Here is a 23,501-nt window from a genome sequence, read left to right on the forward strand (position 1 = left end):
TTGTAACCCAGTCATGATAGAATGAAAAAAAGGAGGCTGGAAAATGAATTGGGAAACGAAAGTAACGAAGCTCTTAGGTATTACATATCCGATTATCCAGGGTGGCCTGGCTCACCTTGCTTATTCCGAACTTGCTGCGGCCGTTTCGGAAGCAGGAGGGCTTGGCCAGATTACGGCCATGAGTATGGATGGCCCTGAGCAATTAAAAGAAGAAATCAAACGTGTCAGGACGATGACCGATAAGCCATTTGGCGTCAACTTTGCTATTGGTCAACATGGCCGGCCGTTCGAACATATGGTGGAAGTTGCTGTGAAAGAGAATGTTCCTGTCATTTCTGTCACAGGCGGCAACCCCAAACCTGTCCTAGAAATGGTAGAAGGAACCAATATTAAAAAACTGGTCCTGGTAGCCGCCAGAAGACAGGCAGAAAAAGCGGAACAACTTGGTGCCGATGCTGTAATGGTTGTTGGCCAGGAAGGAGGGGGACACATCGGCCGCGATGATATCGGTACCTTTGTCCTCACTCCTCAGGTAGTAGACTCCGTATCCATTCCTGTCATCGCTTCCGGCGGTATCGGAGACGGAAGAGGATTGATGGCTGCGCTTAGTCTTGGATCGGAAGGCATCGAAATGGGAACTCGATTCATTGCTACGAAAGAATGTGTCCATGCTCATGAAAGTTACAAAAAGGCCTTAGTAGATGCGGATGAAATGAGTACCACCGTGATCAAACGTTCCCTGAAAGCACCGGCACGTGCGCTGAAAAATAAATGGACAGATGAAATTCTTACCCTGGAAGCGACGAACCAGGGTTACGAAGGTTTGAAGAACTATATCAGCGGAGAAGCTAATAAACGATATATATATCAGGGAGAAGTTGAAGAAGGTTTCGCCTGGGCAGGACAGGTTGCGGGAAGAATAAAGGATGTTCCTACAGTAAAAACTTTAATAGATAACATGATCAATGAAGCGGAACATATCCGTAAGAAATGGAGCACATAGAAGAAAGGGGATTCCAGTATGAATTATACCTATCCTATCGATGAAACATGGTCCAAAAAGGAAATTATCGATGTCGTCAATTTTTATTCATTAGTAGAACAGGCATATGAGAAAAGTGTGAAAAGGGATGAGCTGATGCTCGCCTATACTCGCTTCAAACAAATTGTTCCTTCCAAAAGTGAAGAAAAGCAATTATGCGGAAAGTTCGAGAAAGAATCCGGATACTCCTGCTACCGGACCGTGAAAAAAGCAAGAGAAATGGAAAACGGCGATAAAGTAAGCATGTCATAATAAAAAGTCTGACCCTTTGCCAATTTGGCTTAGGTCAGACTTTTTTAAATAAAAGCGAGTCGCTTATCTCCCTGATCAACTCTGCATGGGCATGTGATCAAGCTTGTTTTGCCATGCGGTAAAGAGGTTCGAGTGTTTCGAATGTAGCCTTGCAGCGGGCTAGAAACTTATCAGCATCTTTCAAAATTGGATCGTTACGATCTATATTAAGACCACAAAGGAGCTCAGCCTTCTTGACATTTTCCAGCCGATCCACCATCTCACTGAACTTTTCATCCGTCAGTTCTTTTTGAGGAAGGGCATCCGGCTTCGTGTGATCGATCGACCATACAAAGTCTTCTGGTATTTCTTTTCGAATTTGGTTGTCTTCTTTCTTGATTGCTTTAGCGAAGTCCTGTTTTACGGGACTTTCGTAAATAACTGCGAACCAGACAAATACATGCGTTTCCCATAATCCGATTTGGAAATGAGGAAGTTTTTTATACCCGCGATTATTGTTAGCAAGCGCTGCCCATGTATCTTCCGGTGGATTCTTCGTGCGGCGGGCATGCTTAGCAACGTGCACAAACATCTCGTCCCCGGTCAGCGCCGTTACATCCGGTGCGAGCTCAGCGGCAATCGCTTCGAGCTTCGGTGATACTTGTGACCGGAGCACTTCCATTCGTTCCTCTAGACCAGGTATCGTGAATACATCAAAGTCCTTATCGGTAAACCCGTTAAAACGCTCCATGTACCATCAACTCCTAAACAATTTTGCTAATTGAAAGTTTACCATAGTATAGCCAAACTGCTAAATAATACGTTCTATTGGTTTGAAACCCGGTTAGATTGGTTAAATAAAAGTAAATAAAAACACATACCGAATAAGCAAACTGCTCATATAAATAGACAAAAGAGGGTTTCGACAAAGGGAGGGAAAATAATGAAGCGTGTTATGGAAGCGTTGTGGCAAAGAGAAGCTGAAGAGAAACTTCCTGTCATCCGTCTGGAAATAGATTATGAACTGATGACCTTATATGATGCGATGATGGGGGAGGATGAAGAGCAAATAGCCAGGAGCAAGCAACGATTGAATGAACTGCGTTCCGAGCTACTTCAATGGATGACATAAACAGGGCAGCTGATTAGTTGCTCTTTTTTTGTACTTTTAAGAAAGTTTAACTTTGGTAAAGGATTAAAGTATAATAAAATACTGAGGCTTTCGCTATAAGTACTTGGCGACAAGCCAAGTTTTCTCTAATTTATAAGGAAAAAAGAAATAAGTGTATTATATGGTAGATATTTGTTAGGCTAATCATACAGTATTTCTACGCTAAAACGTTAAAGGGGTTCTTGTCATGGAAACACAAACAAAGCAACAACTATTCGAACAAGCGAGGTCATGGGTACTCGAAGCAGGGGAAAAAATTCGTCAACAGATGGAGCAGCCATTTAAAGTGGAAACCAAAGCAGGTCCCAATGATCTTGTGACAGAATTAGACAAAGAAACAGAAAAATTTTTTGTTGAGAAAATAAACTCCACTTACCCGGATCATAAGCTGTTTGGGGAAGAAGGCTTCGGGGATGAAATAAAGACACTTGATGGCACCGTATGGATCGTCGACCCCATCGACGGTACCATGAATTTCGTCCATCAAAAGCGGAACTTCGCCATATCAGTCGGGGTTTATCAAGATGGAGTAGGAGAATTTGGAATCATTTATGATGTCATGGCTGATGTCCTTTATACAGGGATTCAAGGAGAAGGTGCGTATAAGAATGGAAAACGACTGGACTCTCTGAGTAAGCCTCAATCATTGGAAAGTTCGATTTTATGTATCAACTCGTTCTGGGCGTTACGCAATAAACGGGTAAGTGAAGAAGGAATTCACCGACTTGTTGAAAAAGTAAGAGGGACACGTTCCTTTGGTTCAGCTGCACTGGAATTTGCTTACGTGGCAGAAGGTATTATTGATGGTTATTTGACGATGAGTCTGATGCCGTGGGATATAGCGGCTGGAATTGTCATCGTTGAAGAAGCCGGAGGAATTACCACCCAGGCTGATGGAGAGCCGGTCAATATGCTAGAGAAAAACTCCATCCTGACGTCCCATAAGGACATCCACAACGAAATTGTCAGTGAATATATTGAATTAAAGAAATAAGTACAAAAGCGCAAGCGCCTTGCTCACCCCCGACAAGCTTAAGGCAAGCCTCGCCGTGACGTTTTTTGTACTTTTAGACCAATTAAGTTTAAAAAGGTTTAAAGTATAAGTAAAACTAAGGCTTTCGCCATAAACCATTGGCGATAAGCCAATTTTTTCTAATCACAGAGAGGGTTGACTTAAGACCTCGAGGGGGTAGGCGCTGGAGCTGGATGTAACCTACTACTTAAAGTTATCTACAAAAAGAAAATTTAATAATTTCCTAGACTAGTACTAAAAAACGATCGTGACCCAGTAGTCACGATCGTTTTTTACGTTTAGCAGCTATGCCAAATCCCATAACCCCAAAGCCAAGCAAAAGAAACAGTCCGGCCAGCCAGAAGTTTTTCATGCCTAAGGCAAATCCTACAAATACGAAGCAAAGGATGGCCAAAAAAGCGGTAAACATCCTTTTCCAATCGATTTTTCCCATTACTTTCACCTCTTTTTTATGTACTCTTTCAGTATATCTGACAAAACGTTTGTTGAAAATGGTCGAATTGATAGAGGAACTCTGATAATTTCTTCTAGCGCCATCTGCATTTGTTTAGTATGATGGAGACAAGAGAGAACAAGGGGGAACATCATGAACGAGGAAAATGTTTTAAATGTACCCAATGATTTGTGGCCGATAGCAGATTTCTTCTTCCAGGGCCTGGGTACAGAAGTGAATATGAATAATGAAAATGAAGTAGCCTTGCTTTTCCGTGGCTTCTTTTTATTGTATTTGACGGTCGTCATCCTGGCGATCATTACGTTCAAACTTGGTTTTGCAAGAAAACTTCCATTAGTACAGAACATTATTATATATGCTGTATTAATTATTGGAACTTTCTTTCTGACGCTGATTCTAGGATTAAATCTCCCGATTGCGGAAAGCCTGCTTGCTTCTGCCGTCGTATTAGGAATTTATCGACTCCGGCTCCACAAAGAACGAAGTGGAAGAAACGAAGGATAACAAGAAGGAGAGTGAAGGAATGCGCTCACTGCAGGATGCTGTTTATAATTGGCTTACCATTAAAGTAGTTGCCGATAAACGTCCCGACGACCTGTCTGCAAATGAAACAGCCGACTTTTTTTACGAAATGTTGAAAGAAGATCATCACCTGACAGACATCGAAATTCACCGGGATGAAGAAATGTACCAAGTGGAATGCATGACACAGGAAGAAGTGCGCAAGTTCCGTTTTCCGACAGAATTAATTGAACTGATCCTTAATCAAATTGAAGAAGAACCGCATAAATTTAAAAATTATCATTAAAACAAGAAAAGCTTGGCTTGTCGCCAAGTCTTCACGATGACTTAACAACGTTAAACATCCTTCATACACAACAAAGGCTGACCTAGATAGAGTATGGAATCTCTCCGGTCAGCCCTTTTGCTATCATCGAGCTCCAGCCGAACGTCATTAATAAGCAGACGCTTGCGCTTTTGCCATCAGGATAAATATTTCTCTGTTTTCCGTTCTTTGTAGATGCGGAAGTCGCCAGTTGCCAGTCTTTGTTTCGTTTTTTCACTTATACGCTCATGACAGCTTGGACACATGTACGTAGTGAGGCGCCGGTTTCTCAGCCGTTTTGCCTGTAGACAATTACTGTCAATATTGTTTATATCATCGCAAATGACACATTTTACTCGCATAATTTCACCTCAGTTAATCATTGGTCTCTTTCTGATACAGGCTCATTTGAAGCCTGATTTACACGACAGCTTTTATCCGTATAGGAATTCATCCTATTAGCTTGAAAGCTTATAGTAAAAGTATAACATACCGTATATAGAGACGCATTAAAGCGAGGGTTTATTAGTAATCCCTCAATGCCGGGTTAAACACAAAGGAGGAATAAGAATGGCGAATCAAGTAGAACAAACTTTAAACGACAAGCAATACGAACTGCTGCAACAAGAAACATTTATGTTGTTATCCACCTATCATGAAGAGACGCGTTCCCCAATGGTGAATGCGATCAGCTGGGTATATGCCAAAGACAGAAGGACCCTTGTATTCGCGGTTGATAATCGTTCGGTTATCGTCCGGAATATCAAATCCGCCCCCAAAGTCGTGTTGACTTTAATTGATGCAGACTCCACTTATTCCATTAAAGGAGAGGGGAAGGTGCTGACCGAACGAATGGAAGAAATTCCATTGAAGCTCGCTAAAATTGAAGTGGACATTGAAGAAGTAAGAGATGTCATGTTTTACGGAGCAAAAATCTCTAAGGGACCTGACTATGATAAAACATATGATGAGAAAGCTGCGGCCAAGCTGGATCGCCAAGTCATGACCTCCTTGAAGGATTAACCAGAAAAATACCGTTTCAAATAAATACTTTTCGGGAAGTGTATTTACAGAAGACCAAGAAAGGATGATTTCTTTGAGGAAAAGATGGATTTTTTCAACGGTAGGTGCACTAGGCGCAGGTACTTTGGCATACTTGCTGAAGGACGAAGAACGCCGGGGCCAATGGAAAGGGAAAGCACAGTCACTTTTCACTAAGTCTAATGGCAGTGATTTACCAGTAGAAGCAGCTGGAAATCCGCAGGAAGACAATCATGAAAATACTAAAATGGTGTCCGAGGGTTCTCAATTCGGAGTCCAGTATTATAATGAACTGACTGAAAAAGAGCGGGAAATACTTGAAAAAGCAAACAGCTAAATCCTGAAAAGGGTTTAGCTGTTCTTTTTTTAGTTTAGGAAATTATAAAATTTTCTTTTTGTGTATATTTTTACGTAGTGGGTTACATCCAGCTCCAGCGCCTACCCCCTCGAGGTCTTAAGTCAATCCTCTCTGTGACAAAAAACGTCACGGCGAGCCTTGCCTTAAGCTTGTCGGGGGTGAGCAAGGCGCTTGCGCTTTTGTATTTCAATTATTTTCTTTGTTCAAATGTTCGTTGGATTGCTCTTCTTCGATTTCATCCAGCTTCTGTTCTTCTTTTTCAGGAACAGATTCTTTATTCGGATCAGGCTCTTCCGGGCGGTCGTCATCAATTGGCATTTCCGGCATGTAACGACCGACAATGGCACTTAATTCTTCGCTAATGGCCTGAACCGGATGGCCCTCCTGCAGTTTGTTGTTCAATTGTCTGATGCGTTCCACACCATCTGCATCGGCAACAACTACTGCTTGTTTTCCGTATGGGTCATGTTTCAATGATTCTCCTACAGAATATTTAATCGTTCCCACCCGGGACCGATCTAATTCCTTATCAACATCTATGCCTACCACAACATAAGGACCCAGCACAATGGCAGTAGCATCATGTACATTTGGGACTTCTGTTGCCAGTTTAGCTAAGTGTTGTGCAATTTCCTGATTGGAGCGATCTTCCTTTTCTATAGGATCTGAATCTTTTACCATCAACGGTTCCGTTCCATCACGCTCTTGCTGTAATGTCTCCGGATCGTCGTTCTGACAAGCCGTCAAAGCGAATAAAGCAGTCAATATCAAGGCGTTAAGCATATGTTTTTTCATAGTAAGTTCACCTTCTTTTTTTACTAGCGTTTGTCAGGTCGTCTATCCTTATGCATCGGAACATATAAATGAGGTAAGAACCCTTGAAACCCTTCAACCTGATATATAGGAGGCGTACTGTTTGAAAAAAATCTATGTCTTGGATACGAACGTCCTGCTTCAGGATCCAAACGCAATTTATACGTTTGAGGATAATGAAGTCATCATTCCAGCCGTCGTATTAGAAGAAGTGGATACGAAGAAAAGAATCATGGAAGAAATTGGCCGCAATGCAAGGCAGGTATCGCGTATCATTGATAGGCTTCGCGTGAAAGGTGAACTGCACAAAGGGATTCTGCTTCGCAATGGGGGTAAATTAAAAATCGAATTGAACCACCGTTCTTATCAGAAAATGGAAGAAATTTTTGTAGAAAAAACAAATGATAACCGGATCTTGGCAGTAGCACTTAACTTGCACGAAGAAGAAAAACAAAAGAAAAACGGCAAACAGGTGATTCTTGTTTCGAAAGATATGCTGATGCGGGTAAAAGCGGATGCGATGGGGATACCAGCTGAGGACTTCCTTAATGAACGGGCCATTCACAAAGATGAAATATACACCGGCTTTTCGGAACTTTATGCCGAAAAAGAAGTCCTGGATCGCTTTTACAAAGATGGGCAGCTTCCCATCCAGGAATTGACACGGTCATATTACTCGAATGAATTTTTTATTTTAAAAAACCGGAACAACCCGTCACAATCAGCAATGGGGATGGTAAACCAACAGGGATTTTTAAAACCCTGCCAATTTTCCAATGAACATGTGTGGGGGATTAAACCAAGAAATGCGCAGCAGATCATGGCTATGGAACTGCTGCTAAGACGGGACATACCATTAGTGACGTTGACGGGGAAAGCTGGGACAGGCAAAACGTTGCTGGCACTGGCTGCCGGATTAATGCAAATTGAAGATTTAGGATTGTATAAAAAGATGTTAGTAGCACGTCCAATTGTACCACTGGGGAAAGATTTAGGTTATCTTCCGGGAGAGAAAGATGAAAAGCTGAGACCGTGGGTCCAGCCGATTTATGATAACCTGGAGCATTTATTCAATGTGAAAAAGCCAGGGGAGCTGGATGGCATTTTATCAGGTCTTGGTTCGATACAAGTAGAAGCATTGACTTACATCAGGGGCAGAAGTATACCCGATCAGCTCATCTTAATCGATGAGGCGCAGAACCTGACCCGCCATGAAGTGAAAACCATCCTGACAAGAATCGGGGAGGGAAGTAAAATTGTCCTTCTTGGAGACACGCAGCAGATCGATCATCCTTATCTAGACGAATATAATAATGGGCTTATGCATGTAGTGGAGAAATTCAAGCATCATAATTTGAGCGGACATGTGAAGCTGATAAAAGGGGAGCGTTCACCGCTCGCCCAGCTCGCAGCCGATTTCTTGTAAATCTTTAAAAAGGCCCAAATAAATCTCAATGTTGATTTACAAATAAAGCTCCCTTTTTTACTGAAGACTCAGTTTCGAGATAGTTGGATCCGTTACCATAAGCGGAAAGGGATGGTCTGGGAAACGACTCGCTTTCCTGCGGGGGACCTGGCAAGCTTCCTCGTGAGGGATCTCGCCTAGCTCCTTCTCCCGCGGGAGTCTCCCCGTTTCCCTGCCCATCCAGCTATTTCTGTAATAAACGGACCCTTCAAAAGGGGAAAGGGAGTACAATAAAACCTTTATTCTCAGGCATTTATAAAGGATATAGGGGAACCAAAATCTTCTTTCTATTATCATAGGCATTTTTTACAAGTGTGATTTCGAGAATTTCCTATGGTAAAGGGGCGTAGGGAAACGGTGAGACTCCTCTGGGATATGCGGGATCGCTGAGGCCCCGCAAGGCGAAGCCTGAGGAGACTCAGCACACGCCCACGGAAAGCGAATCGTTTCCCGGAGCCCCTAACCCCCAATAAATATCTCGAAATCAAGTCTTCGACTTTTCGGCCCTTTAATTGAAGACCTTTTATGGTAAATCTACAACTTGTTTTAAAAAACTTCAATAAAGCTGGCATCCAGAGGTTTGGTACAACCTTGGGTGCCAGCTTTTTGAATAACTGCAGATTAATTGAAAAGGATTTTTGTAACGCCTTTAATCGGTTCGTTTTTGTTGCTTCCGTCTTCCCAATACAGATGAATTGGACCATCTTCTTTTAACGGACGGCCTTCGACAGAAAACAACGCAAGTGCCTGCCTCATGTCTTCGATTGAAATTTCTTTGTTTCCTTGTGTCGTCTCCAACGTAACGCCCTTCGAATCATTGGCAGGTTCGCTCGTCTTGATAAAAGGTTTTAAATCCATTAAATATGTCTCTTTTAGGATTTTTTCTTTCTCAAAACGGGAAATACTTCTATTAACGGGTGGGTCGATTTTTTGTTGGTAAATTTCACGATCCCAACGCATGGAAGCTTTCTGCAGTTCATCTTCCTCCGTATTTTCTTTATCAACTGTACCGAATGCTTCTTCCAAAGTTATCTTCCGATCATCAAAAATCCATACAGTCGGATCCAGAGTGATTGGATAGTTCACATTTCCTGCTATTTGAACAATCATGGCAAGGGCCACCTTTCAATAAAATAATCACCATAATTCAGAATAGCAAAAAATTGTAATCATTGCACCCGAAGGAGGTAATAAAAGTGGCCAAAAATTTAACGAAAGAAGTATTAGAAGATTGGCTGGAAAACGTAAGACCCTTAGCGAGAGATGGAAAGGTCGCAGACTATATACCTGCATTAGCAAAGCAGGACCCCGACGAACTGGCAGTCGCTGTCTATGATCTGGACGGAGAATGTATCAGCGCCGGGAACCTTGTCTGCTGTTTTACACTGCAAAGTATCTCCAAGGTACTTTCCCTTGCTTTAGCTTTAATGGACAATGGGGAAGAATATGTCTTTGAGCGTGTTGGCATGGAGCCGACCGGAGACCCTTTCCACTCGATTTATCGACTGGAGCAGCATGCACCTTCAAAACCCCTGAACCCGATGATTAATGCCGGCGCCCTGGCTGTAACAAATATGATTCACGGGGCGACGCCTGATGAAAAAGTAGGGAGACTGCTCAGCTTCATTCATGAAATGACAGATGACCAGTCTATTCGATACAACGAAGACGTGGCGGTGTCTGAATTCCAGACAGCATACTTGAACCGCTCCCTTTGCTACTATATGAAACAGCATGGCGTAATTGAGGGAAGTGTAGAAGAAAACCTGGACGCTTATACGAAACAGTGTGCAATCGAAGTAAACATCAATCATCTGGCCCGTATCGGTGCTATTTTTGCCAATGATGGCAAAGACCTCGAGTCTGGGCGGCAAATCATTCCAAGGCATTTGGCCCGTATTTGTAAAACATTCATGGTGACGTGTGGCATGTACGATGCTTCTGGTTCTTTTGCCATCCGGGTAGGAATCCCAGCGAAAAGTGGTGTATCCGGCGCAGTAGTTGGTTCGGTCAACGGCTTTGGCGGAATCGCCGTATACGGTGCAGCCCTAGACGAAAAAGGAAACAGCGTCGTCGGCTTAAAACTATTGGAACTCCTCGCCAACCGCTATGATTTATCTATATTTTAAATGACAGCATTTTTGCATTTATGCACGCAAATAGGGATAAGAGGTATGGGTTTTGAAGTTTAACATATATCTTATATTGCAATTTGGCGGGACAGACGATAATATAGTAGTAGAAGTCTGTTATTGGAGGGGATTTTTGATGTTATCTGATTTGGCTGTAGATCATCGCGAAAAAGCCTACGCCCTTCTCAAGGCTGATGCAGATAAGATCTTGAAGTTAATCAAGGTTCAAATGGATAATCTGACCATGCCACAATGTCCTTTATATGAAGAAGTTTTGGATACACAAATGTTCGGGCTGTCACGTGAAATCGATTTCGCGGTACGACTCGATCTAATAACCGAGGGGGAAGGCAAAGCTTTGCTGGATAACTTGGAACAACAGTTGAATGTATTACATGAAGCTGCACAGAAATCTTGATATATAAGCTCAAATTGCGACAGCTAATGTTGTAATTTGGGTTTTTTTATACTTTGAGAAAGGATTATTGCTGAAGAAATACGAAGGCTTTTTCGATAAGGATCTGGCAATAAGCCAAATATTTAAATTGCGTAATGAAAAGATAAACTTTTGGCGTCACACCAGGCTTTTCTATTTTCCATATCATACATAACTCGACAGCTATAAAAATACTTGGTTATAAAAAGAAGGAATTTTGCGACGAATCTAGTAAAATATTATAGAGGGATGGAACGTAATGCGACAAAAATTGAAAAATATCGACTTTACTCTGTTTATCATACCGATTCTTTTGACTGGATTTGGAGCTGTGATGATATACAGTGCCAGCATGGTTTATGGCCCAGTATTATTGGATACGTCCAGTTTTCACTTTTTGAAAAAACAGCTGATGTGGGGGTCCATCGGCATAGGCTTACTTTTCTTTTTTACCATTTTTCCTTACAGACATTTGCAGCGGATGACAAAGCTGATTGTATTATTGATGATATTTATGCTGGTGGGGCTATTCTTTTTCGGTAAAAATGTTAACAATGCCACCTCATGGTATGACTTGAAATTCATGAGTTTTCAGCCAGCTGAATTTGTAAAAATCGGTTTGATTATTTACCTGTCTGCAATCTATGCGAAAAAGCAGCGTTACATCGATGATTTTGGTAAAGCCGTCCTTCCGCCCTTGATCTTGACCAGCATGATTCTTGGTTTAATCGTGTTGCAGCCGGATATTGGGACGGCGGCCATCATCGGGTTGATTGCCAGCTTTGTCATCGCAAGCTCCGGGATTAAAGGGAAACACATCGCTTTATTGATCGGGGTCACACTGGCATTCGTTTTGCTGCTAGCACCGCAAATGGTTACGGACGAACGGTTATCCCGTTTTACAGGGGCGTTCCAGCCGTTCGAAACACCAGATGGGGACGGCTATCATTTAATCCAATCCTATGTGGCAATCGGAACAGGCGGGTTATTTGGGGAAGGCCTGGGACAAGGTGTACAGAAGTTAGGCTTCCTTCCTGAACCGCACACCGATTTCATCATGGCTGTCATTGCGGAAGAATTAGGCTTCATTGGTGTCATCATTGTTGTAGGACTGCTGGGGGGACTCGTACTGAGAGGATTGTACATATCCAGACAGTGCAAGGATACGTTCGGTTCCCTGCTTGCGCTCGGAATTTCTGCAATGATCGGTATCCAGGCATTCATCAACCTTGGAGCAATGTCCGGTATGCTTCCAATCACCGGTGTGCCGCTGCCATTTGTAAGCTATGGCGGTTCATCCTTATTAATTATGATGCTCTCTGTCGGTATCTTGAATAATGTCGCACTTACCGTCCGTGTAAAAGAAGAACAGACAAAAGATCGTCGGCCAGTGCCGGCCGGTAAAAGTACTACGATTCAAAACACAAATCAACCAGAACGACAAGGAGTGAGATCATGACTGAAACAAGAAAAATCAATAAAGTTTTAGTAGCAAACCGAGGCGAAATCGCTATCCGTGTTTTCCGTGCCTGTACAGAAATGAATATTCGTACGGTGGCGGTCTATTCAAAAGAAGATACTGGGGCCTTCCACCGTTATAAAGCGGACGAAGCCTATCTTGTCGGTGAGGGTAAAAAGCCGATTGATGCCTATTTGGATATTGAAGGTATTATTGAAATTGCAAAAAACGTAGGAGTAGATGCGATTCATCCAGGTTATGGCTTTTTATCTGAAAACATTCATTTCGCCCGCCGTTGTGAAGAAGAAGGCATTATCTTTATCGGGCCTACCAGTGAACATTTAAATATGTTTGGAGATAAAGTAAAAGCCAGGGAGCAGGCTGTCCAGGCAGGTATCCCCGTTATTCCGGGAACAGACGGACCGGTTTCGGGCTTTGACGAAGTAGAAGAATTTGGCGAAAAACATGGGTATCCTATCATAATTAAAGCAGCTTTAGGAGGCGGTGGGCGTGGCATGCGTATTGTCAGAAGTGCCGACAACGTCCATGAAGCCTATGACCGCGCCAAATCAGAAGCAAAAGCAGCATTTGGAAGCGATGAAGTATATGTGGAGCGCTTAATCGAACAGCCGAAGCATATTGAAGTCCAGATTCTAGGAGACATAGATCAAAATATCATTCATTTATATGAACGCGACTGCTCCGTGCAGCGTCGCCATCAGAAAGTGGTAGAAGTTGCTCCAAGTGTGTCACTTTCAGATACATTAAGAGAAGAGATTTGTGAAGCAGCAGTAAAGCTGATGAAAAATGTGAATTATATCAATGCTGGAACAGTAGAATTCCTTGTGACCGATAATGAATATTTCTTTATTGAAGTCAACCCGCGAGTGCAGGTAGAGCATACGATCACCGAATTAATTACCGGAGTCGACATTGTCCAGACGCAAATCCGGATTTCGGAAGGGTATAACCTTCATGAGGAACAGATCGCCATACCACAGCAATCCGAGATACAGACCCATGGATATGCAATCCAGTCCCGGGTCACTACGGAAGATCCATTGAATAATTTCATGCCGGATACAGGAAAAATCATGGCTTATCGTTCCGGCGGCGGTTTCGGAGTGCGGCTTGATGCAGGGAATGGCTTTCAGGGAGCTGTCATTTCCCCGTATTATGATTCGCTCCTTGTTAAGGTTTCCACTTGGGCGCTTACATTTGATCAGGCAGCCAAGAAGATGGTGCGTAACCTTCGGGAATTCCGTATTCGCGGTATCAAGACGAACATTCCATTCCTTGAGAATGTCATCCAGCACAATCAGTTCCTTTCTGGAGAGTATGATACAACATTTATCGACCGTTCTCCTGAGTTATTCGTCTTTCCGAAACGAAAAGACCGTGGTACAAAAATGCTTAATTACATTGCAGACCGGACGGTCAACGGTTTTGAAGGGTTAGAAAATAAGAAAAAACCGGTTTATGCCAAGCCGAGAATCCCTAAAGTGAAATATTCTGAACCGATACAGGAAGGGACCAAACAAATATTGGACCAGCAGGGTCCTGATGGCCTGGCGAACTGGCTGAAAGAACGGAATGAGGTATTGCTGACAGATACAACATTCCGGGATGCCCATCAGTCCTTACTGGCGACGAGGGTTCGTACAAAAGATTTGGAGACCATTGCTGAACCTACTGCGCGCCTTTTGCCTGAGCTGTTTTCTGTGGAAATGTGGGGAGGAGCGACATTTGATGTAGCATCCCGCTTCCTGAAAGAAGACCCATGGCAGCGTTTGTTGAAACTGCGTGAAAAGATGCCGAATGTATTATTCCAGATGCTTTTACGTGCGAGTAATGCGGTCGGTTATAAAAACTATCCGGATAACCTGATCCGTGAGTTTGTTGAAAAGAGTGCTACAGCGGGCATCGATGTCTTCCGTATCTTTGATAGTCTTAACTGGATTGATGGCATGAAGCTAGCCATCGATTCCGTCCGGGAAAATGAAAAAGTGGCAGAAGCAGCACTTTGTTATACTGGGGATATTCTCGATTCCTCCCGTCCTAAATACGACTTGGATTACTACGTACGAATGGCAAAAGAATTACAAAATGCCGGAGCACATGTTCTCGGAATCAAAGACATGGCGGGGCTCTTGAAGCCTGAAGCTGCTTATCAGCTTGTATCCAGTTTGAAAGATTCGATCGATATCCCGATTCATCTTCATACACATGATACGAGCGGGAACGGAATTTTCACTTATGCCCGTGCCGTCGAAGCAGGAGTAGATGTTGTAGATGTAGCTGCGGGTCCAATGGCAGGACTCACGTCCCAGCCTAGTGCGAACAGCCTCTATTATGCTTTGGAAGGCAATAATCGCAAACCGAACATGGATATTAAAGCTTATGAAGAGTTAGGCCATTACTGGGAAGACATCCGTAATTATTATGCTGACTTTGAAAGCGGAATGAAATCTCCCCATACGGAAGTATATGAGCATGAAATGCCTGGCGGGCAATACAGTAATCTTCAGCAGCAGGCAAAGGCTGTCGGTCTCGCAAGTCGCTGGGATGAAGTGAAAAAGATGTACCGGAAAGTAAATGATATGTTTGGAGATGTTGTTAAAGTGACGCCTTCCTCCAAAGTAGTCGGTGATATGGCATTGTTTATGGTTCAGAATGACCTTACAGAAGACGATGTCTATGAAAAAGGAGATTCACTAGCATTTCCTGATTCCGTCGTCGAGTTCTTTGAAGGGTATTTAGGTCAGCCGTATCAAGGCTTTCCTGCTGAATTGCAGCGGATCGTATTGAAAGGCAGGAAACCGATCCAGGTCCGCCCGGGGGAACTGTTACCGCCGGTGGATTTCAAGGAATTGCGGGATACTTTATTCCATTCACTGGATCGTCAAGTAACAAGTTTTGATATGATTACGTACGCGCTCTATCCGAAAGTATTCATGGATCATCACCGTTTCTATGAACAATATGGAGATATGTCTGTATTGGATACCCCGACGTTCTTCTATGGCATGAGACTGGGTGAAGAAATCGAAGTGGAAATCGAGCAGGGGAAAACGCTGATCGTTAAACTTGTTTCTATTGGTGAAGCACAAGCCGATGGAACAAGAACGGTTTACTTCGAACTGAACGGCCAGCCACGAGAAGTGGTTGTCAAGGACAATAGTATAAAATCAGCTGTACAGGAACGACCGAAGGCGGATAAATCCAACGATAAGCATATTGGTGCAAGTATGCCGGGTACCGTCATCCAAGTGTTGGCTGAAAAGGGTGAAAAAGTAGAGAAAGGTGATCACCTGATGATTACGGAAGCAATGAAGATGGAAACGACCGTCCAGGCTCCGTTTTCCGGTCAAATTAAAGATATATATGTTAAGAACAACGAGGCAATTCACGTAGGGGATCTATTGATTGAATTTGAATAAGTGGTAACACTAAGGGCTGGCCTCATCAAACAGGCCAGCCTTTTTTAATTTTTTATAAAATTAATTGGGTAGGGATAACCTTAGGTGACGGACTGAATCCAGCTCCAGCGCCTACCCCCTCGAGGTCTTAAGTCAATCCTCTCTGTGATTAGAAAAACTTGGCTTATCGCCAATGGTTTATGGCGAAAGCCTTAGTTTTACTTATACTTTAAACCTTTATAAACTTAATGGGACTAAAAGTACAAGGGACGTAACGCCGAGGCTTGTCTTAAGCTTGTCGGAGGCCTGCAGGACAAGGAATGCTTCATAGAAAGACATCGCACGAAGAAAAAGTGGGGTTTCTTTTTCGAGGATGCAGGTCAGTTCGATGTTGGCACAGGACGTGCCGTTTTTAATCGAACGTCACTACTAGCAAGGCGCTTGCGCTTTTGTGCCGGAAATCTCTTTGTCACATTTTTGTTTATTTTGTATTGTTAACAGCATGGAAATGTAAAAAACACTTGCAAATGAAGCTGTTGTTTGCTAGAAATATATAGGGGATATTGAAAACGGAATAAACGTGAACACCCTGATTTAAAGGCATTTCCAAGTCAATAGAAACTCGTGGAGAAAGGCTGGATTGCCTTTTATTTTATTATGGGGGCATGTTTTCACAAATTTGTCACATCTTACAAAAATAATGTGATTAAATAGATTGAGAAGTTATTCCGTGATACAATGGCTTTGATGCCCCAAGGGCTATTTGAGAGGGTTCTTACCCCTTCAATGATTTTTTTGAAACACCACCCTAAAAAAACAGCTTCCATGTTATGTCGAACCATTGTTTTATGAGGGAGGTTGAAGGAGGAAGATAAACTGATGAACAATACGAGAACAGTCGAGACGGCATCGTCACAAGCCATCAACCATTCGACTGTCAGCAAATCATCACTTTGGGCTGATATCATGAGTCTGATCAAGATAGGAATCATCAATTCCAATTTGATTACGACATTTGCAGGCTTTTGGCTGGCTCTGCATTTTACCGGGTCATCCTTCATAGCTCATTGGCCGACATTTTTGCTTACGATGGTCGGAACCGCTTTCATTATAGCGGGAGGTTGTATCCTTAATAACTGGTATGATCGTGACATCGATCCTGTCATGTCACGAACGCAGACACGTCCTACTGTCACTGGTACGATCTCACTTTCCAATGTCAAGACAATGGGCATCGTGGTATCCATCGTTGGATTCTTATTATTGTTATTTACAACTGTTGAAGCTGCACTTCTCGGTGCTTTTGGGTGGTTTGTCTATGTGATTTTGTACACGATGTGGTCAAAGAGAAGGTATACGATCAATACGGTCATCGGCAGCTTTTCTGGAGCGGTTCCTCCGCTTATCGGCTGGGCTGCGATTGAACCAGGCCTTCGCCTTGAAGCGCTCATCCTTTTTTTGATCATGTTCATTTGGCAGCCGCCTCACTTTTTAGCACTAGCTATGAAGAAGAAAGACGAGTATAAAGCGGCTAATATTCCGATGTTGCCAGTCGTCCACGGCTTCGGCATCACTAAACGTCAAATGGTGGTCTATGTGGCATGTCTGTTGCCACTCCCTATCTATTTAGCTTCACTAGGAATCACCTTTATGATTATCAGTGGTTTGTTGACAGCAGGCTGGCTGGTATTGGCACTGGCTGGTTTTAAGATGAAAGATGACATTAAATGGGCAACATGGATGTTTCTTTATTCCTTGTTGTACCTGACCATCCTATTCCCACTGATGGTTATTGTCACACTGCCTTATTAATCAAATCAGATGATGACAGTCAAGTCATCATCTGATTATGAAATAAAAGTAAAGCTAAAAAGAGAAAGAGAGGTTGTATTCATGAAAGGATGGATGGGAAAATTCCGTGCTTTGTTCTTGCTCGGATCGCTCTCCTTGATCCTGTCAGGCTGTGGAGTTGATAAAGTCAGCGCACTTAAACCTGAAGGGTATGGAGCGGAACTACTATACGATTTGATGATTCTGAGTATTGCCATTATGATCTTTGTATTCATCGTCGTTATGGCCATTTACACCTTTGTTCTGATTCGTTACCGTCAGAAAAAAGGGCAAGAGGATTATATTCCTAAACAAACAGAAGGTAACAAAATGCTTGAAATCATCTGGACAGTCATTCCGATTATTCTATTGTTAGTGCTTGCAGTGCCAACAGTGACGGCTGTCTTTGACTTGGCAGAAGAGTCATCAGATGAAGCAGACATACGAATCGATGTCACCTCCGCACAATTCTGGTGGCAGTTCGATTATGCTGGCGAAGAAATTTCAACCAGCCAGGATTTATACATCCCTAAAGGGGAACGCGTATACTTAACGATGAAGTCAGCTGACGTCATCCATTCCTTCTGGGTGCCATCGATTGCAGGTAAAATCGATACCAACCCGGGAGATAACGAAAATACAATGTATCTGGAAGCAACAGAAGAAGGAGTCTACTGGGGACAATGTGCTGAGCTTTGCGGTCCTTCCCATTCATTAATGGACTTCCGTGTTGTAGTCGTAAGTCCGGAAGAGTATGAGCAGTGGGTAAGCGATATGCAAAATGCAGATCCGGAAGCTGAACCTGAGACACAAGTAGCCCAGGAAGGTAAAGAAATCTTCGAAAACAACTGCTTGAGCTGTCACGCTATCGGGTCCCAGCCGAAAGGTGTCGGACCTAACCTGACAAACTTCGGTGATCGTACCAAAGTGGCAGGTATCATGGAGCCGACAAAAGATAACATTAAACAATGGATCCTGAATCCAAATGAAATCAAGCCGGGCAACACGATGCCTGCGAATCTTGTAGACGAAGAGGAAGCAGGTAAGGTTGCTGAATACTTGATGCAATTGAAACCTTCAGAAGTAACTCCGGAAAGTGCACAATAATTTAAAGCTATGTTATATAGGTATTTAGTTTAGAGGGAGGTTAAAAGCGTGAGTACTGCAGTAGCGCAAAAGAAAGGCTTCGGCGCTTTTATGTGGGATTACCTGACAACTGTCGACCATAAAAAGATCGCGCATCTTTATCTTGTCGCCGGCGGATTGTTTTTCCTATTAGGCGGATTAGAAGCAATGATTATCCGGATTCAGCTGATTAAACCGGACAATGAATTCATCAGTGCAGGTCTTTACAACGAAATGATCACGATGCATGGTACAACCATGATTTTCCTGGCAGCGATGCCATTATTATTCGCGTTAATGAACGCCGTGGTCCCTTTACAAATCGGCGCACGGGATGTAGCATTCCCGTTTCTTAACTCATTAGGTTTCTGGCTGTTCTTCTTCGGCGGTGTAATCCTAAACTGTTCCTGGTTTATGGGTGGAGCTCCTGATGCCGGGTGGACAGCTTATGCACCATTATCAACCACATCACCTTCACATGGTGTAGACTTCTATGTTATGGGACTCCAGATTTCTGGTGCCGGGACATTGATCGGTGGTATCAACTTCCTTGTAACTATCGTCAATATGCGAGCACCAGGTATGAGTTATATGCGTATGCCATTGTTCACATGGACGATTTTTGTAACAAGTACGCTGATTTTGTTTGCATTCCCGGCTTTGACGGTCGGTTTGTTCTTGATGATGTTTGACCGTATGTTCGGCTCCGTATTCTTTGATGTCGCGGCCGGCGGTAACGTCATTATCTGGGAGCATTTATTCTGGATCTTCGGTCACCCGGAAGTTTACATTTTGATTCTTCCTGTGTTCGGTGTCTTTAGTGAAGTGTTCGCTACATTTTCTAAAAAACGTCTATTCGGATACTCTGCAATGGTATTTGCTACCGTGTTGATCGGTTTCCTAGGGTTCATGGTTTGGGCTCACCACATGTTCACAACAGGTATGGGGCCGGTTGCAAACTCCATTTTCGCAGTAACCACAATGGCGATCGCTGTTCCTACAGGTATCAAGATCTTCAACTGGTTATTCACCATGTGGGGCGGAGCAATCCGAATGACAACAGCGATGCTCTGGTCGGTTGCCTTTATTCCGACATTTACAATCGGTGGTATGACTGGTGTCATGCTTGCTGCAGCAGCGGCTGACTACCAGTACCATGACACGTATTTCGTTGTTGCTCATTTCCACTACGTTATCGTTGGTGGAGTTGTATTCGGTATTTTTGCCGCTCTTCATTACTGGTGGCCGAAAATGTTCGGTAAAGTTCTGAACGAAAAGCTTGGGAAATGGGCTTTCTGGCCATTTTTCATCGGTTTCCATTTGACATTCTTCATCCAGCATTTCCTTGGATTGATGGGAATGCCTAGACGTTACTGGAAGTTCCTTGATGGGCAAGGGCTTGAGACTGGTAACTTGATCAGTACAATCGGTGCTTTCTTCATGGCTCTTGGTGTAATAATTTTCGTTTGGAATATCATTTACACTCATATGAAAGAACCAAAAGCGAGCGCGGATCCATTTGACGGTCGTACGCTGGAATGGTCCATTCCTTCACCGCCTCCATTCTATAACTTTAAGCAGACGCCACTGGTACGTGGTCTGGATGCGTTATGGATTGAGAAATCTGAAGGTAAGAAAGCAATGACACCAGCTGAGCCGCTTGGAGATATCCATATGCCTTACGGATCTATTATCCCGTTTGTCATGTCTTTAGGACTTTTCATTGCAGGTTTCGGTTTCATCTACCAAGTCGATAATCCTGTCTGGTTGTCTCTTGTATTCATCGGTATGGGTATTACACTGGGGTCCATGTTTGTCCGTTCTGTCAAAGACGACCTTGGCTATCATATCCATAAAGAAGATTTAGAAAAGGGGGATGGCCAGCTATGAGTAACGAAGATATACTAAATCCGAAACAAATGCCCCATGAGCCGGAAAAAGCCACCCTTGAAGGCAAGAATAAGTTTGTTGGTTTCTGGTTTTTCCTTGGGGGAGAAACAGTTTTATTCGCAAGTCTTTTTGGTACTTACCTTGCATTGAATGATTCTACTGCCGGTGGGCCAGGGACAGAGGAATTATTCGGTCTGGAACTCGTATTTGTCATGACGATGCTGTTATTGACCAGTTCATTGACCAGTGTTTATGCCATGTACCATATGAAAAACAATAACTTTTCCAAGATGATGGTATGGCTGGGAGTAACAGTTGCACTAGGTTTATGCTTCCTTGGTTTTGAAATTTATGAGTTCTATCACTATATTCATGAATATGAGTTTACTTTCCGCTCTTCTGCGTTAGGTTCAGCATTCTATACACTCGTCGGTTTCCACGGGGGCCACGTACTATTCGGTCTACTTTGGATTATGACCTTAATGGGTAGAAACGCCAAGCGTGGTTTGAACCTGTACAACGCACCGAAGTTTTATATTGCCAGCTTGTACTGGCACTTCATCGACGTCGTTTGGGTATTCATCTTTACAGTTGTCTACCTGATGGGAAAGGTGGGTTAATCAATGGAAAAAGACACCAATTCCACTCATAACGAGTTTGAAAAAGCAGAACATAAACAAGAGATGCAACATCAGGTAATCAGTTTTGTCATGATGATCATTTTCACTATCGCAGCTTTTGCATTAGTGGTCAGTGATATCAGTAAATATTTCACGATACCAATCATTCTGCTGTTGGCAGTAGTACAGGTCGTATTCCAGCTTTATTATTTCATGCATATGAAAAATAAAGGGCACGAAATGCCGGCATTGATGATATATGGAGGTCTCGCAGTAGCATTCATGACAATTCTTACTTTCACTACGATTATTTGGTGGTAAGATTAGGCTGTAAGAGGTCGGGACAACTTGTTCCGATCTCTTTCTTCAATTAGGGAAAGAATTTGTCTGTTTTGTGAACTTTTCAGACGGCAGAATAAAATAGTCGAGAATTGCAGCGGTTTTAGTTAAAATAGGGTTATACCAACAGACCAATATGGAGTGAACATTATGTGGTTAGAATTACAGATTTTCGGGTTCCGGGCACTTTGGAGTCCTTACTACTTTTTATTTATATTGCTATTGGCCGGGCTTTACTATTATGTCACAGGTCCAGGACGCCATCGCTTCACGGATGAAGGGCGCCCGACAGGTAAGCAGCAGGCCTTATTCTATACGGGCTTAATCGTCTTGTATATTATCAAGGGGTCGCCAATTGATCTGCTTGCCCATATCATTTTCACTGCGCATATGACACAAATGGCCCTTTATTACTTATTGTTCCCGATATTAATCATTAAAGGAATTCCAACGTGGATGTGGAAGAAATTATTCAATATCCCGGTAGTTCGTCCGATTTTATTGCTCCTTTCTAAGCCGTTGATTGCCTTGTTATTATTCAATGCTTCATTTTCACTTTATCACCTGCCATCGGTATTCGATTACGCGAAAACCGGTGAGTTTGCTCATGCAGGCATTACCCTTGGTATTTTGTTTACTGCCTTTTTGATGTGGATGTCCGTTTTTCCTCCACTGGATGAGTTGGATCGTCTCAGTGAACTATTGAAAATTGGTTATATTTTTGCGAATGGTGTATTGATTACTCCGGCATGTGCTTTGATTATATTTGCAGATACTCCTTTGTACGCAACGTTTACAGAAGGAGGTCCATGGGTACAGGCATTAAGCCTATGTGTTCCTCCAGATGTATTAAGTGGTATGACTGGATTGAAAATGAGTGGGCCTGAGCTGTTCTCTCCACTATCTTTATTAGATGATCAGCAAAGTGCAGGAATTATTATGAAAGTTGCCCAGGAAATCATTTTTGGAGCTATTATCGCAAAAATCTTCTTCACCTGGTTCAACAAAGAGCGGGACATCATCGATCCGGTGCCAGCGCATATAACCCAAGATTCCTGATAACCTGGAAAGCTTTCCTGACTTGTCAGGAAAGCTTTTTTTTATCCTTTATGAAAAGCAAACATTGCTAAAGGTTTCCTTAAACGGTACGATGATAATATTCTGGGATTTCTGGAGTTATTTAACAAACTTGTGCAATTTACTTATCTTTATTAGTATGAAAGAGTATCAGGATTTTGCTTGAAGGGAATGACCGTCTATGCCTTTACTGCCAACAATCAGCACATTATTTATTGCTATTAGCGGTACGCTTGTAGCGATTGGATGGGTGCTGATTGCAAGAGGACACCGTCGCCGTCACCGGCAAGTGATGTTGTCCGCGGCCATCAGTGCACTATTATTTTTCATTATTTACTTAACTAGAACCATTTTAGTTGGAAATACAAGCTTCGGTGGACCAGAAGGGGTAGAGACGTACTATACCATCTATATGGTTTTCCATATCATATTGGCTACAACAGGTGCTATCTTCGGCTTAGTAACTCTGAGGCTTGCTTTGAAGCGTAATATCGCTAAGCACCGTAAACTAGGGCCAGTCACCAGTGTGATTTGGTTTTTCTCAGCTGTTACCGGCGTCATTGTATTTTTCCTTCTATACATCATCTACGAACCTGGCGAAACAACGAATGTTTTTCGAGCAATTTTCGGTTTCTAATCAGTAGAGTCGCATGGAGTCCAAAACGGTTTCATGCGACTTTTTTATTCTGTATGTAAGGTGAAAAGGATAAAATAACGTTTGTTTGAATCCCGGAAACGAA

Annotated in this window: 25 protein-coding genes; 20 read left to right on the top strand and 5 right to left on the bottom strand. The window is 42.9% G+C overall.

What is annotated here, in order from left to right; translation table 11 throughout:
• Positions 1-43 precede the first annotated feature (43 nt).
• Complete coding sequence (locus tag FHS45_RS04165; RefSeq protein WP_062445640.1) at positions 44-1,003, top strand: NAD(P)H-dependent flavin oxidoreductase; 960 nt, start codon at positions 44-46, stop codon at positions 1,001-1,003.
• A gap of 18 nt (positions 1,004-1,021) precedes the next feature.
• Positions 1,022-1,294 carry a UPF0223 family protein gene (locus tag FHS45_RS04170; RefSeq protein ID WP_062445642.1) on the top strand — a complete coding sequence of 91 codons (273 nt, stop codon included), beginning with the start codon at positions 1,022-1,024 and terminating at the stop codon, positions 1,292-1,294.
• A 97-nt stretch (positions 1,295-1,391) separates the two neighbouring features.
• Here FHS45_RS04170 and FHS45_RS04175 read toward each other — a convergent pair whose 3' ends face one another.
• Positions 1,392-2,024 (bottom strand): YktB family protein, encoded by a 633-nt coding sequence (locus tag FHS45_RS04175; RefSeq protein WP_062445644.1) that lies wholly within the window; start codon positions 2,022-2,024, stop codon positions 1,392-1,394.
• A gap of 192 nt (positions 2,025-2,216) precedes the next feature.
• Here FHS45_RS04175 and FHS45_RS04180 point away from each other — a divergent pair, with 192 nt between their 5' ends.
• Together FHS45_RS04180 and FHS45_RS04185 are read left to right on the top strand one after the other, a co-directional pair.
• Positions 2,217-2,405, top strand: a complete 189-nt coding sequence (locus tag FHS45_RS04180; protein ID WP_062445646.1) for a hypothetical protein — start codon at positions 2,217-2,219, stop codon at positions 2,403-2,405.
• Positions 2,406-2,631: 226 nt separating this feature from the next.
• Positions 2,632-3,438 carry an inositol monophosphatase family protein gene (locus FHS45_RS04185; protein WP_062445648.1) on the top strand — a complete coding sequence of 269 codons (807 nt, stop codon included), beginning with the start codon at positions 2,632-2,634 and terminating at the stop codon, positions 3,436-3,438.
• Between the two features lie 298 nt (positions 3,439-3,736).
• On the opposite strand, the gene FHS45_RS04190 is transcribed toward FHS45_RS04185, so the two are convergent.
• Positions 3,737-3,910 (bottom strand): DUF5325 family protein, encoded by a 174-nt coding sequence (locus FHS45_RS04190; protein ID WP_166761358.1) that lies wholly within the window; start codon positions 3,908-3,910, stop codon positions 3,737-3,739.
• Positions 3,911-4,063: 153 nt separating this feature from the next.
• Here FHS45_RS04190 and FHS45_RS04195 point away from each other — a divergent pair, with 153 nt between their 5' ends.
• A complete protein-coding gene (locus FHS45_RS04195) occupies positions 4,064-4,435 on the top strand; it encodes a YlaH-like family protein (protein WP_062445649.1) in 372 nt (123 codons plus the stop codon).
• Between the two features lie 19 nt (positions 4,436-4,454).
• A complete protein-coding gene (locus FHS45_RS04200; RefSeq protein WP_062445651.1) occupies positions 4,455-4,739 on the top strand; it encodes a hypothetical protein in 285 nt (94 codons plus the stop codon).
• Positions 4,740-4,915: 176 nt separating this feature from the next.
• Here the strand turns inward: FHS45_RS04200 and FHS45_RS04205 are convergent, their stop codons facing one another.
• A complete protein-coding gene (locus FHS45_RS04205; protein ID WP_082412044.1) occupies positions 4,916-5,119 on the bottom strand; it encodes a YlaI family protein in 204 nt (67 codons plus the stop codon).
• Between the two features lie 208 nt (positions 5,120-5,327).
• Between FHS45_RS04205 and FHS45_RS04210 the strand changes: the two genes are divergently transcribed.
• Both FHS45_RS04210 and FHS45_RS04215 read left to right on the top strand, forming a co-directional pair.
• Positions 5,328-5,780, top strand: coding sequence for a pyridoxamine 5'-phosphate oxidase family protein (locus FHS45_RS04210; protein ID WP_062445653.1), 453 nt, complete (start codon positions 5,328-5,330; stop codon positions 5,778-5,780).
• A gap of 64 nt (positions 5,781-5,844) precedes the next feature.
• Positions 5,845-6,135: a hypothetical protein gene (locus tag FHS45_RS04215; protein WP_308789074.1), complete on the top strand. Its 291-nt coding sequence runs from the start codon at positions 5,845-5,847 to the stop codon at positions 6,133-6,135.
• A 207-nt stretch (positions 6,136-6,342) separates the two neighbouring features.
• Here FHS45_RS04215 and FHS45_RS04220 read toward each other — a convergent pair whose 3' ends face one another.
• Entirely contained in the window at positions 6,343-6,951 is a 609-nt protein-coding gene (locus FHS45_RS04220; RefSeq protein ID WP_062445657.1) for a YhcN/YlaJ family sporulation lipoprotein, read from the bottom strand.
• A 121-nt stretch (positions 6,952-7,072) separates the two neighbouring features.
• Between FHS45_RS04220 and FHS45_RS04225 the strand changes: the two genes are divergently transcribed.
• Positions 7,073-8,395 (top strand): PhoH family protein, encoded by a 1,323-nt coding sequence (locus tag FHS45_RS04225; RefSeq protein WP_062445659.1) that lies wholly within the window; start codon positions 7,073-7,075, stop codon positions 8,393-8,395.
• A gap of 660 nt (positions 8,396-9,055) precedes the next feature.
• On the opposite strand, the gene FHS45_RS04230 is transcribed toward FHS45_RS04225, so the two are convergent.
• Positions 9,056-9,544, bottom strand: coding sequence for a hypothetical protein (locus FHS45_RS04230; protein WP_062445662.1), 489 nt, complete (start codon positions 9,542-9,544; stop codon positions 9,056-9,058).
• Positions 9,545-9,630: 86 nt separating this feature from the next.
• On the opposite strand from FHS45_RS04230, the gene glsA reads away from it, so the two are divergent.
• From glsA to FHS45_RS04285, 11 genes are all read left to right on the top strand, one after another.
• Positions 9,631-10,563 carry a glutaminase A gene (glsA, locus tag FHS45_RS04235; RefSeq protein ID WP_062445663.1) on the top strand — a complete coding sequence of 311 codons (933 nt, stop codon included), beginning with the start codon at positions 9,631-9,633 and terminating at the stop codon, positions 10,561-10,563.
• Positions 10,564-10,702: 139 nt separating this feature from the next.
• Positions 10,703-10,984 carry an Fpa/YlaN family protein gene (locus FHS45_RS04240; RefSeq protein WP_062445665.1) on the top strand — a complete coding sequence of 94 codons (282 nt, stop codon included), beginning with the start codon at positions 10,703-10,705 and terminating at the stop codon, positions 10,982-10,984.
• Positions 10,985-11,261: 277 nt separating this feature from the next.
• Positions 11,262-12,461: a putative lipid II flippase FtsW gene (ftsW, locus tag FHS45_RS04245; protein ID WP_062445668.1), complete on the top strand. Its 1,200-nt coding sequence runs from the start codon at positions 11,262-11,264 to the stop codon at positions 12,459-12,461.
• Complete coding sequence (gene pyc, locus FHS45_RS04250; RefSeq protein ID WP_062445669.1) at positions 12,458-15,901, top strand: pyruvate carboxylase; 3,444 nt, start codon at positions 12,458-12,460, stop codon at positions 15,899-15,901. Before ftsW ends, pyc begins: the two co-directional genes overlap by 4 nt.
• Positions 15,902-16,759: 858 nt before the next feature.
• Positions 16,760-17,692, top strand: coding sequence for a heme o synthase (cyoE, locus tag FHS45_RS04255; RefSeq protein WP_062445670.1), 933 nt, complete (start codon positions 16,760-16,762; stop codon positions 17,690-17,692).
• 81 nt (positions 17,693-17,773) lie between these two features.
• The gene (gene coxB / locus FHS45_RS04260; protein ID WP_062445671.1) at positions 17,774-18,817 is read left to right on the top strand and encodes a cytochrome c oxidase subunit II; all 1,044 of its coding nucleotides are present in this window, start codon (positions 17,774-17,776) and stop codon (positions 18,815-18,817) included.
• 48 nt (positions 18,818-18,865) lie between these two features.
• Positions 18,866-20,725: a cytochrome c oxidase subunit I gene (gene ctaD, locus FHS45_RS04265; RefSeq protein WP_062445672.1), complete on the top strand. Its 1,860-nt coding sequence runs from the start codon at positions 18,866-18,868 to the stop codon at positions 20,723-20,725.
• On the top strand, positions 20,722-21,345 hold the full coding sequence (locus FHS45_RS04270; RefSeq protein ID WP_062445674.1) for a cytochrome (ubi)quinol oxidase subunit III: 624 nt from the start codon (positions 20,722-20,724) through the stop codon (positions 21,343-21,345). Before ctaD ends, FHS45_RS04270 begins: the two co-directional genes overlap by 4 nt.
• A gap of 3 nt (positions 21,346-21,348) precedes the next feature.
• Positions 21,349-21,666 carry a cytochrome c oxidase subunit IVB gene (gene ctaF, locus FHS45_RS04275; RefSeq protein WP_062445676.1) on the top strand — a complete coding sequence of 106 codons (318 nt, stop codon included), beginning with the start codon at positions 21,349-21,351 and terminating at the stop codon, positions 21,664-21,666.
• Positions 21,667-21,834: 168 nt separating this feature from the next.
• Positions 21,835-22,743: a cytochrome c oxidase assembly factor CtaG gene (ctaG, locus tag FHS45_RS04280; protein WP_062445678.1), complete on the top strand. Its 909-nt coding sequence runs from the start codon at positions 21,835-21,837 to the stop codon at positions 22,741-22,743.
• A 199-nt stretch (positions 22,744-22,942) separates the two neighbouring features.
• Positions 22,943-23,398 (top strand): DUF420 domain-containing protein, encoded by a 456-nt coding sequence (locus FHS45_RS04285; RefSeq protein WP_062445679.1) that lies wholly within the window; start codon positions 22,943-22,945, stop codon positions 23,396-23,398.
• Positions 23,399-23,501: the final 103 nt, after the last annotated feature.

It is taken from the genome of Thalassobacillus devorans, assembly GCF_011761345.1.
GTDB lineage: Bacteria > Bacillota > Bacilli > Bacillales > Halobacillaceae > Thalassobacillus > Thalassobacillus devorans.

What these genes read in the sequence shown, in the direction of transcription:
- ctaG (WP_062445678.1), top strand. Translation starts at nt 21,835, where the DNA reads ATGTGGTTAGAATTACAGATTTTCGGGTTCCGGGCACTTTGGAGTCCT.
- FHS45_RS04170 (WP_062445642.1), top strand. Translation starts at nt 1,022, where the DNA reads ATGAATTATACCTATCCTATCGATGAAACATGGTCCAAAAAGGAAATT.
- cyoE (WP_062445670.1), top strand. Translation starts at nt 16,760, where the DNA reads ATGAACAATACGAGAACAGTCGAGACGGCATCGTCACAAGCCATCAAC.
- pyc (WP_062445669.1), top strand. Translation starts at nt 12,458, where the DNA reads ATGACTGAAACAAGAAAAATCAATAAAGTTTTAGTAGCAAACCGAGGC.
- FHS45_RS04210 (WP_062445653.1), top strand. Translation starts at nt 5,328, where the DNA reads ATGGCGAATCAAGTAGAACAAACTTTAAACGACAAGCAATACGAACTG.
- FHS45_RS04215 (WP_308789074.1), top strand. Translation starts at nt 5,845, where the DNA reads ATGATTTCTTTGAGGAAAAGATGGATTTTTTCAACGGTAGGTGCACTA.
- FHS45_RS04180 (WP_062445646.1), top strand. Translation starts at nt 2,217, where the DNA reads ATGAAGCGTGTTATGGAAGCGTTGTGGCAAAGAGAAGCTGAAGAGAAA.
- FHS45_RS04200 (WP_062445651.1), top strand. Translation starts at nt 4,455, where the DNA reads ATGCGCTCACTGCAGGATGCTGTTTATAATTGGCTTACCATTAAAGTA.
- FHS45_RS04230 (WP_062445662.1), bottom strand. Translation starts at nt 9,544, where the DNA reads ATGATTGTTCAAATAGCAGGAAATGTGAACTATCCAATCACTCTGGAT.
- FHS45_RS04220 (WP_062445657.1), bottom strand. Translation starts at nt 6,951, where the DNA reads ATGAAAAAACATATGCTTAACGCCTTGATATTGACTGCTTTATTCGCT.
- ftsW (WP_062445668.1), top strand. Translation starts at nt 11,262, where the DNA reads ATGCGACAAAAATTGAAAAATATCGACTTTACTCTGTTTATCATACCG.
- FHS45_RS04270 (WP_062445674.1), top strand. Translation starts at nt 20,722, where the DNA reads ATGAGTAACGAAGATATACTAAATCCGAAACAAATGCCCCATGAGCCG.
- FHS45_RS04195 (WP_062445649.1), top strand. Translation starts at nt 4,064, where the DNA reads ATGAACGAGGAAAATGTTTTAAATGTACCCAATGATTTGTGGCCGATA.
- FHS45_RS04175 (WP_062445644.1), bottom strand. Translation starts at nt 2,024, where the DNA reads ATGGAGCGTTTTAACGGGTTTACCGATAAGGACTTTGATGTATTCACG.
- ctaF (WP_062445676.1), top strand. Translation starts at nt 21,349, where the DNA reads ATGGAAAAAGACACCAATTCCACTCATAACGAGTTTGAAAAAGCAGAA.
- FHS45_RS04185 (WP_062445648.1), top strand. Translation starts at nt 2,632, where the DNA reads ATGGAAACACAAACAAAGCAACAACTATTCGAACAAGCGAGGTCATGG.
- FHS45_RS04285 (WP_062445679.1), top strand. Translation starts at nt 22,943, where the DNA reads ATGCCTTTACTGCCAACAATCAGCACATTATTTATTGCTATTAGCGGT.
- coxB (WP_062445671.1), top strand. Translation starts at nt 17,774, where the DNA reads ATGAAAGGATGGATGGGAAAATTCCGTGCTTTGTTCTTGCTCGGATCG.
- FHS45_RS04205 (WP_082412044.1), bottom strand. Translation starts at nt 5,119, where the DNA reads ATGCGAGTAAAATGTGTCATTTGCGATGATATAAACAATATTGACAGT.
- FHS45_RS04165 (WP_062445640.1), top strand. Translation starts at nt 44, where the DNA reads ATGAATTGGGAAACGAAAGTAACGAAGCTCTTAGGTATTACATATCCG.
- FHS45_RS04240 (WP_062445665.1), top strand. Translation starts at nt 10,703, where the DNA reads ATGTTATCTGATTTGGCTGTAGATCATCGCGAAAAAGCCTACGCCCTT.
- FHS45_RS04190 (WP_166761358.1), bottom strand. Translation starts at nt 3,910, where the DNA reads ATGGGAAAAATCGATTGGAAAAGGATGTTTACCGCTTTTTTGGCCATC.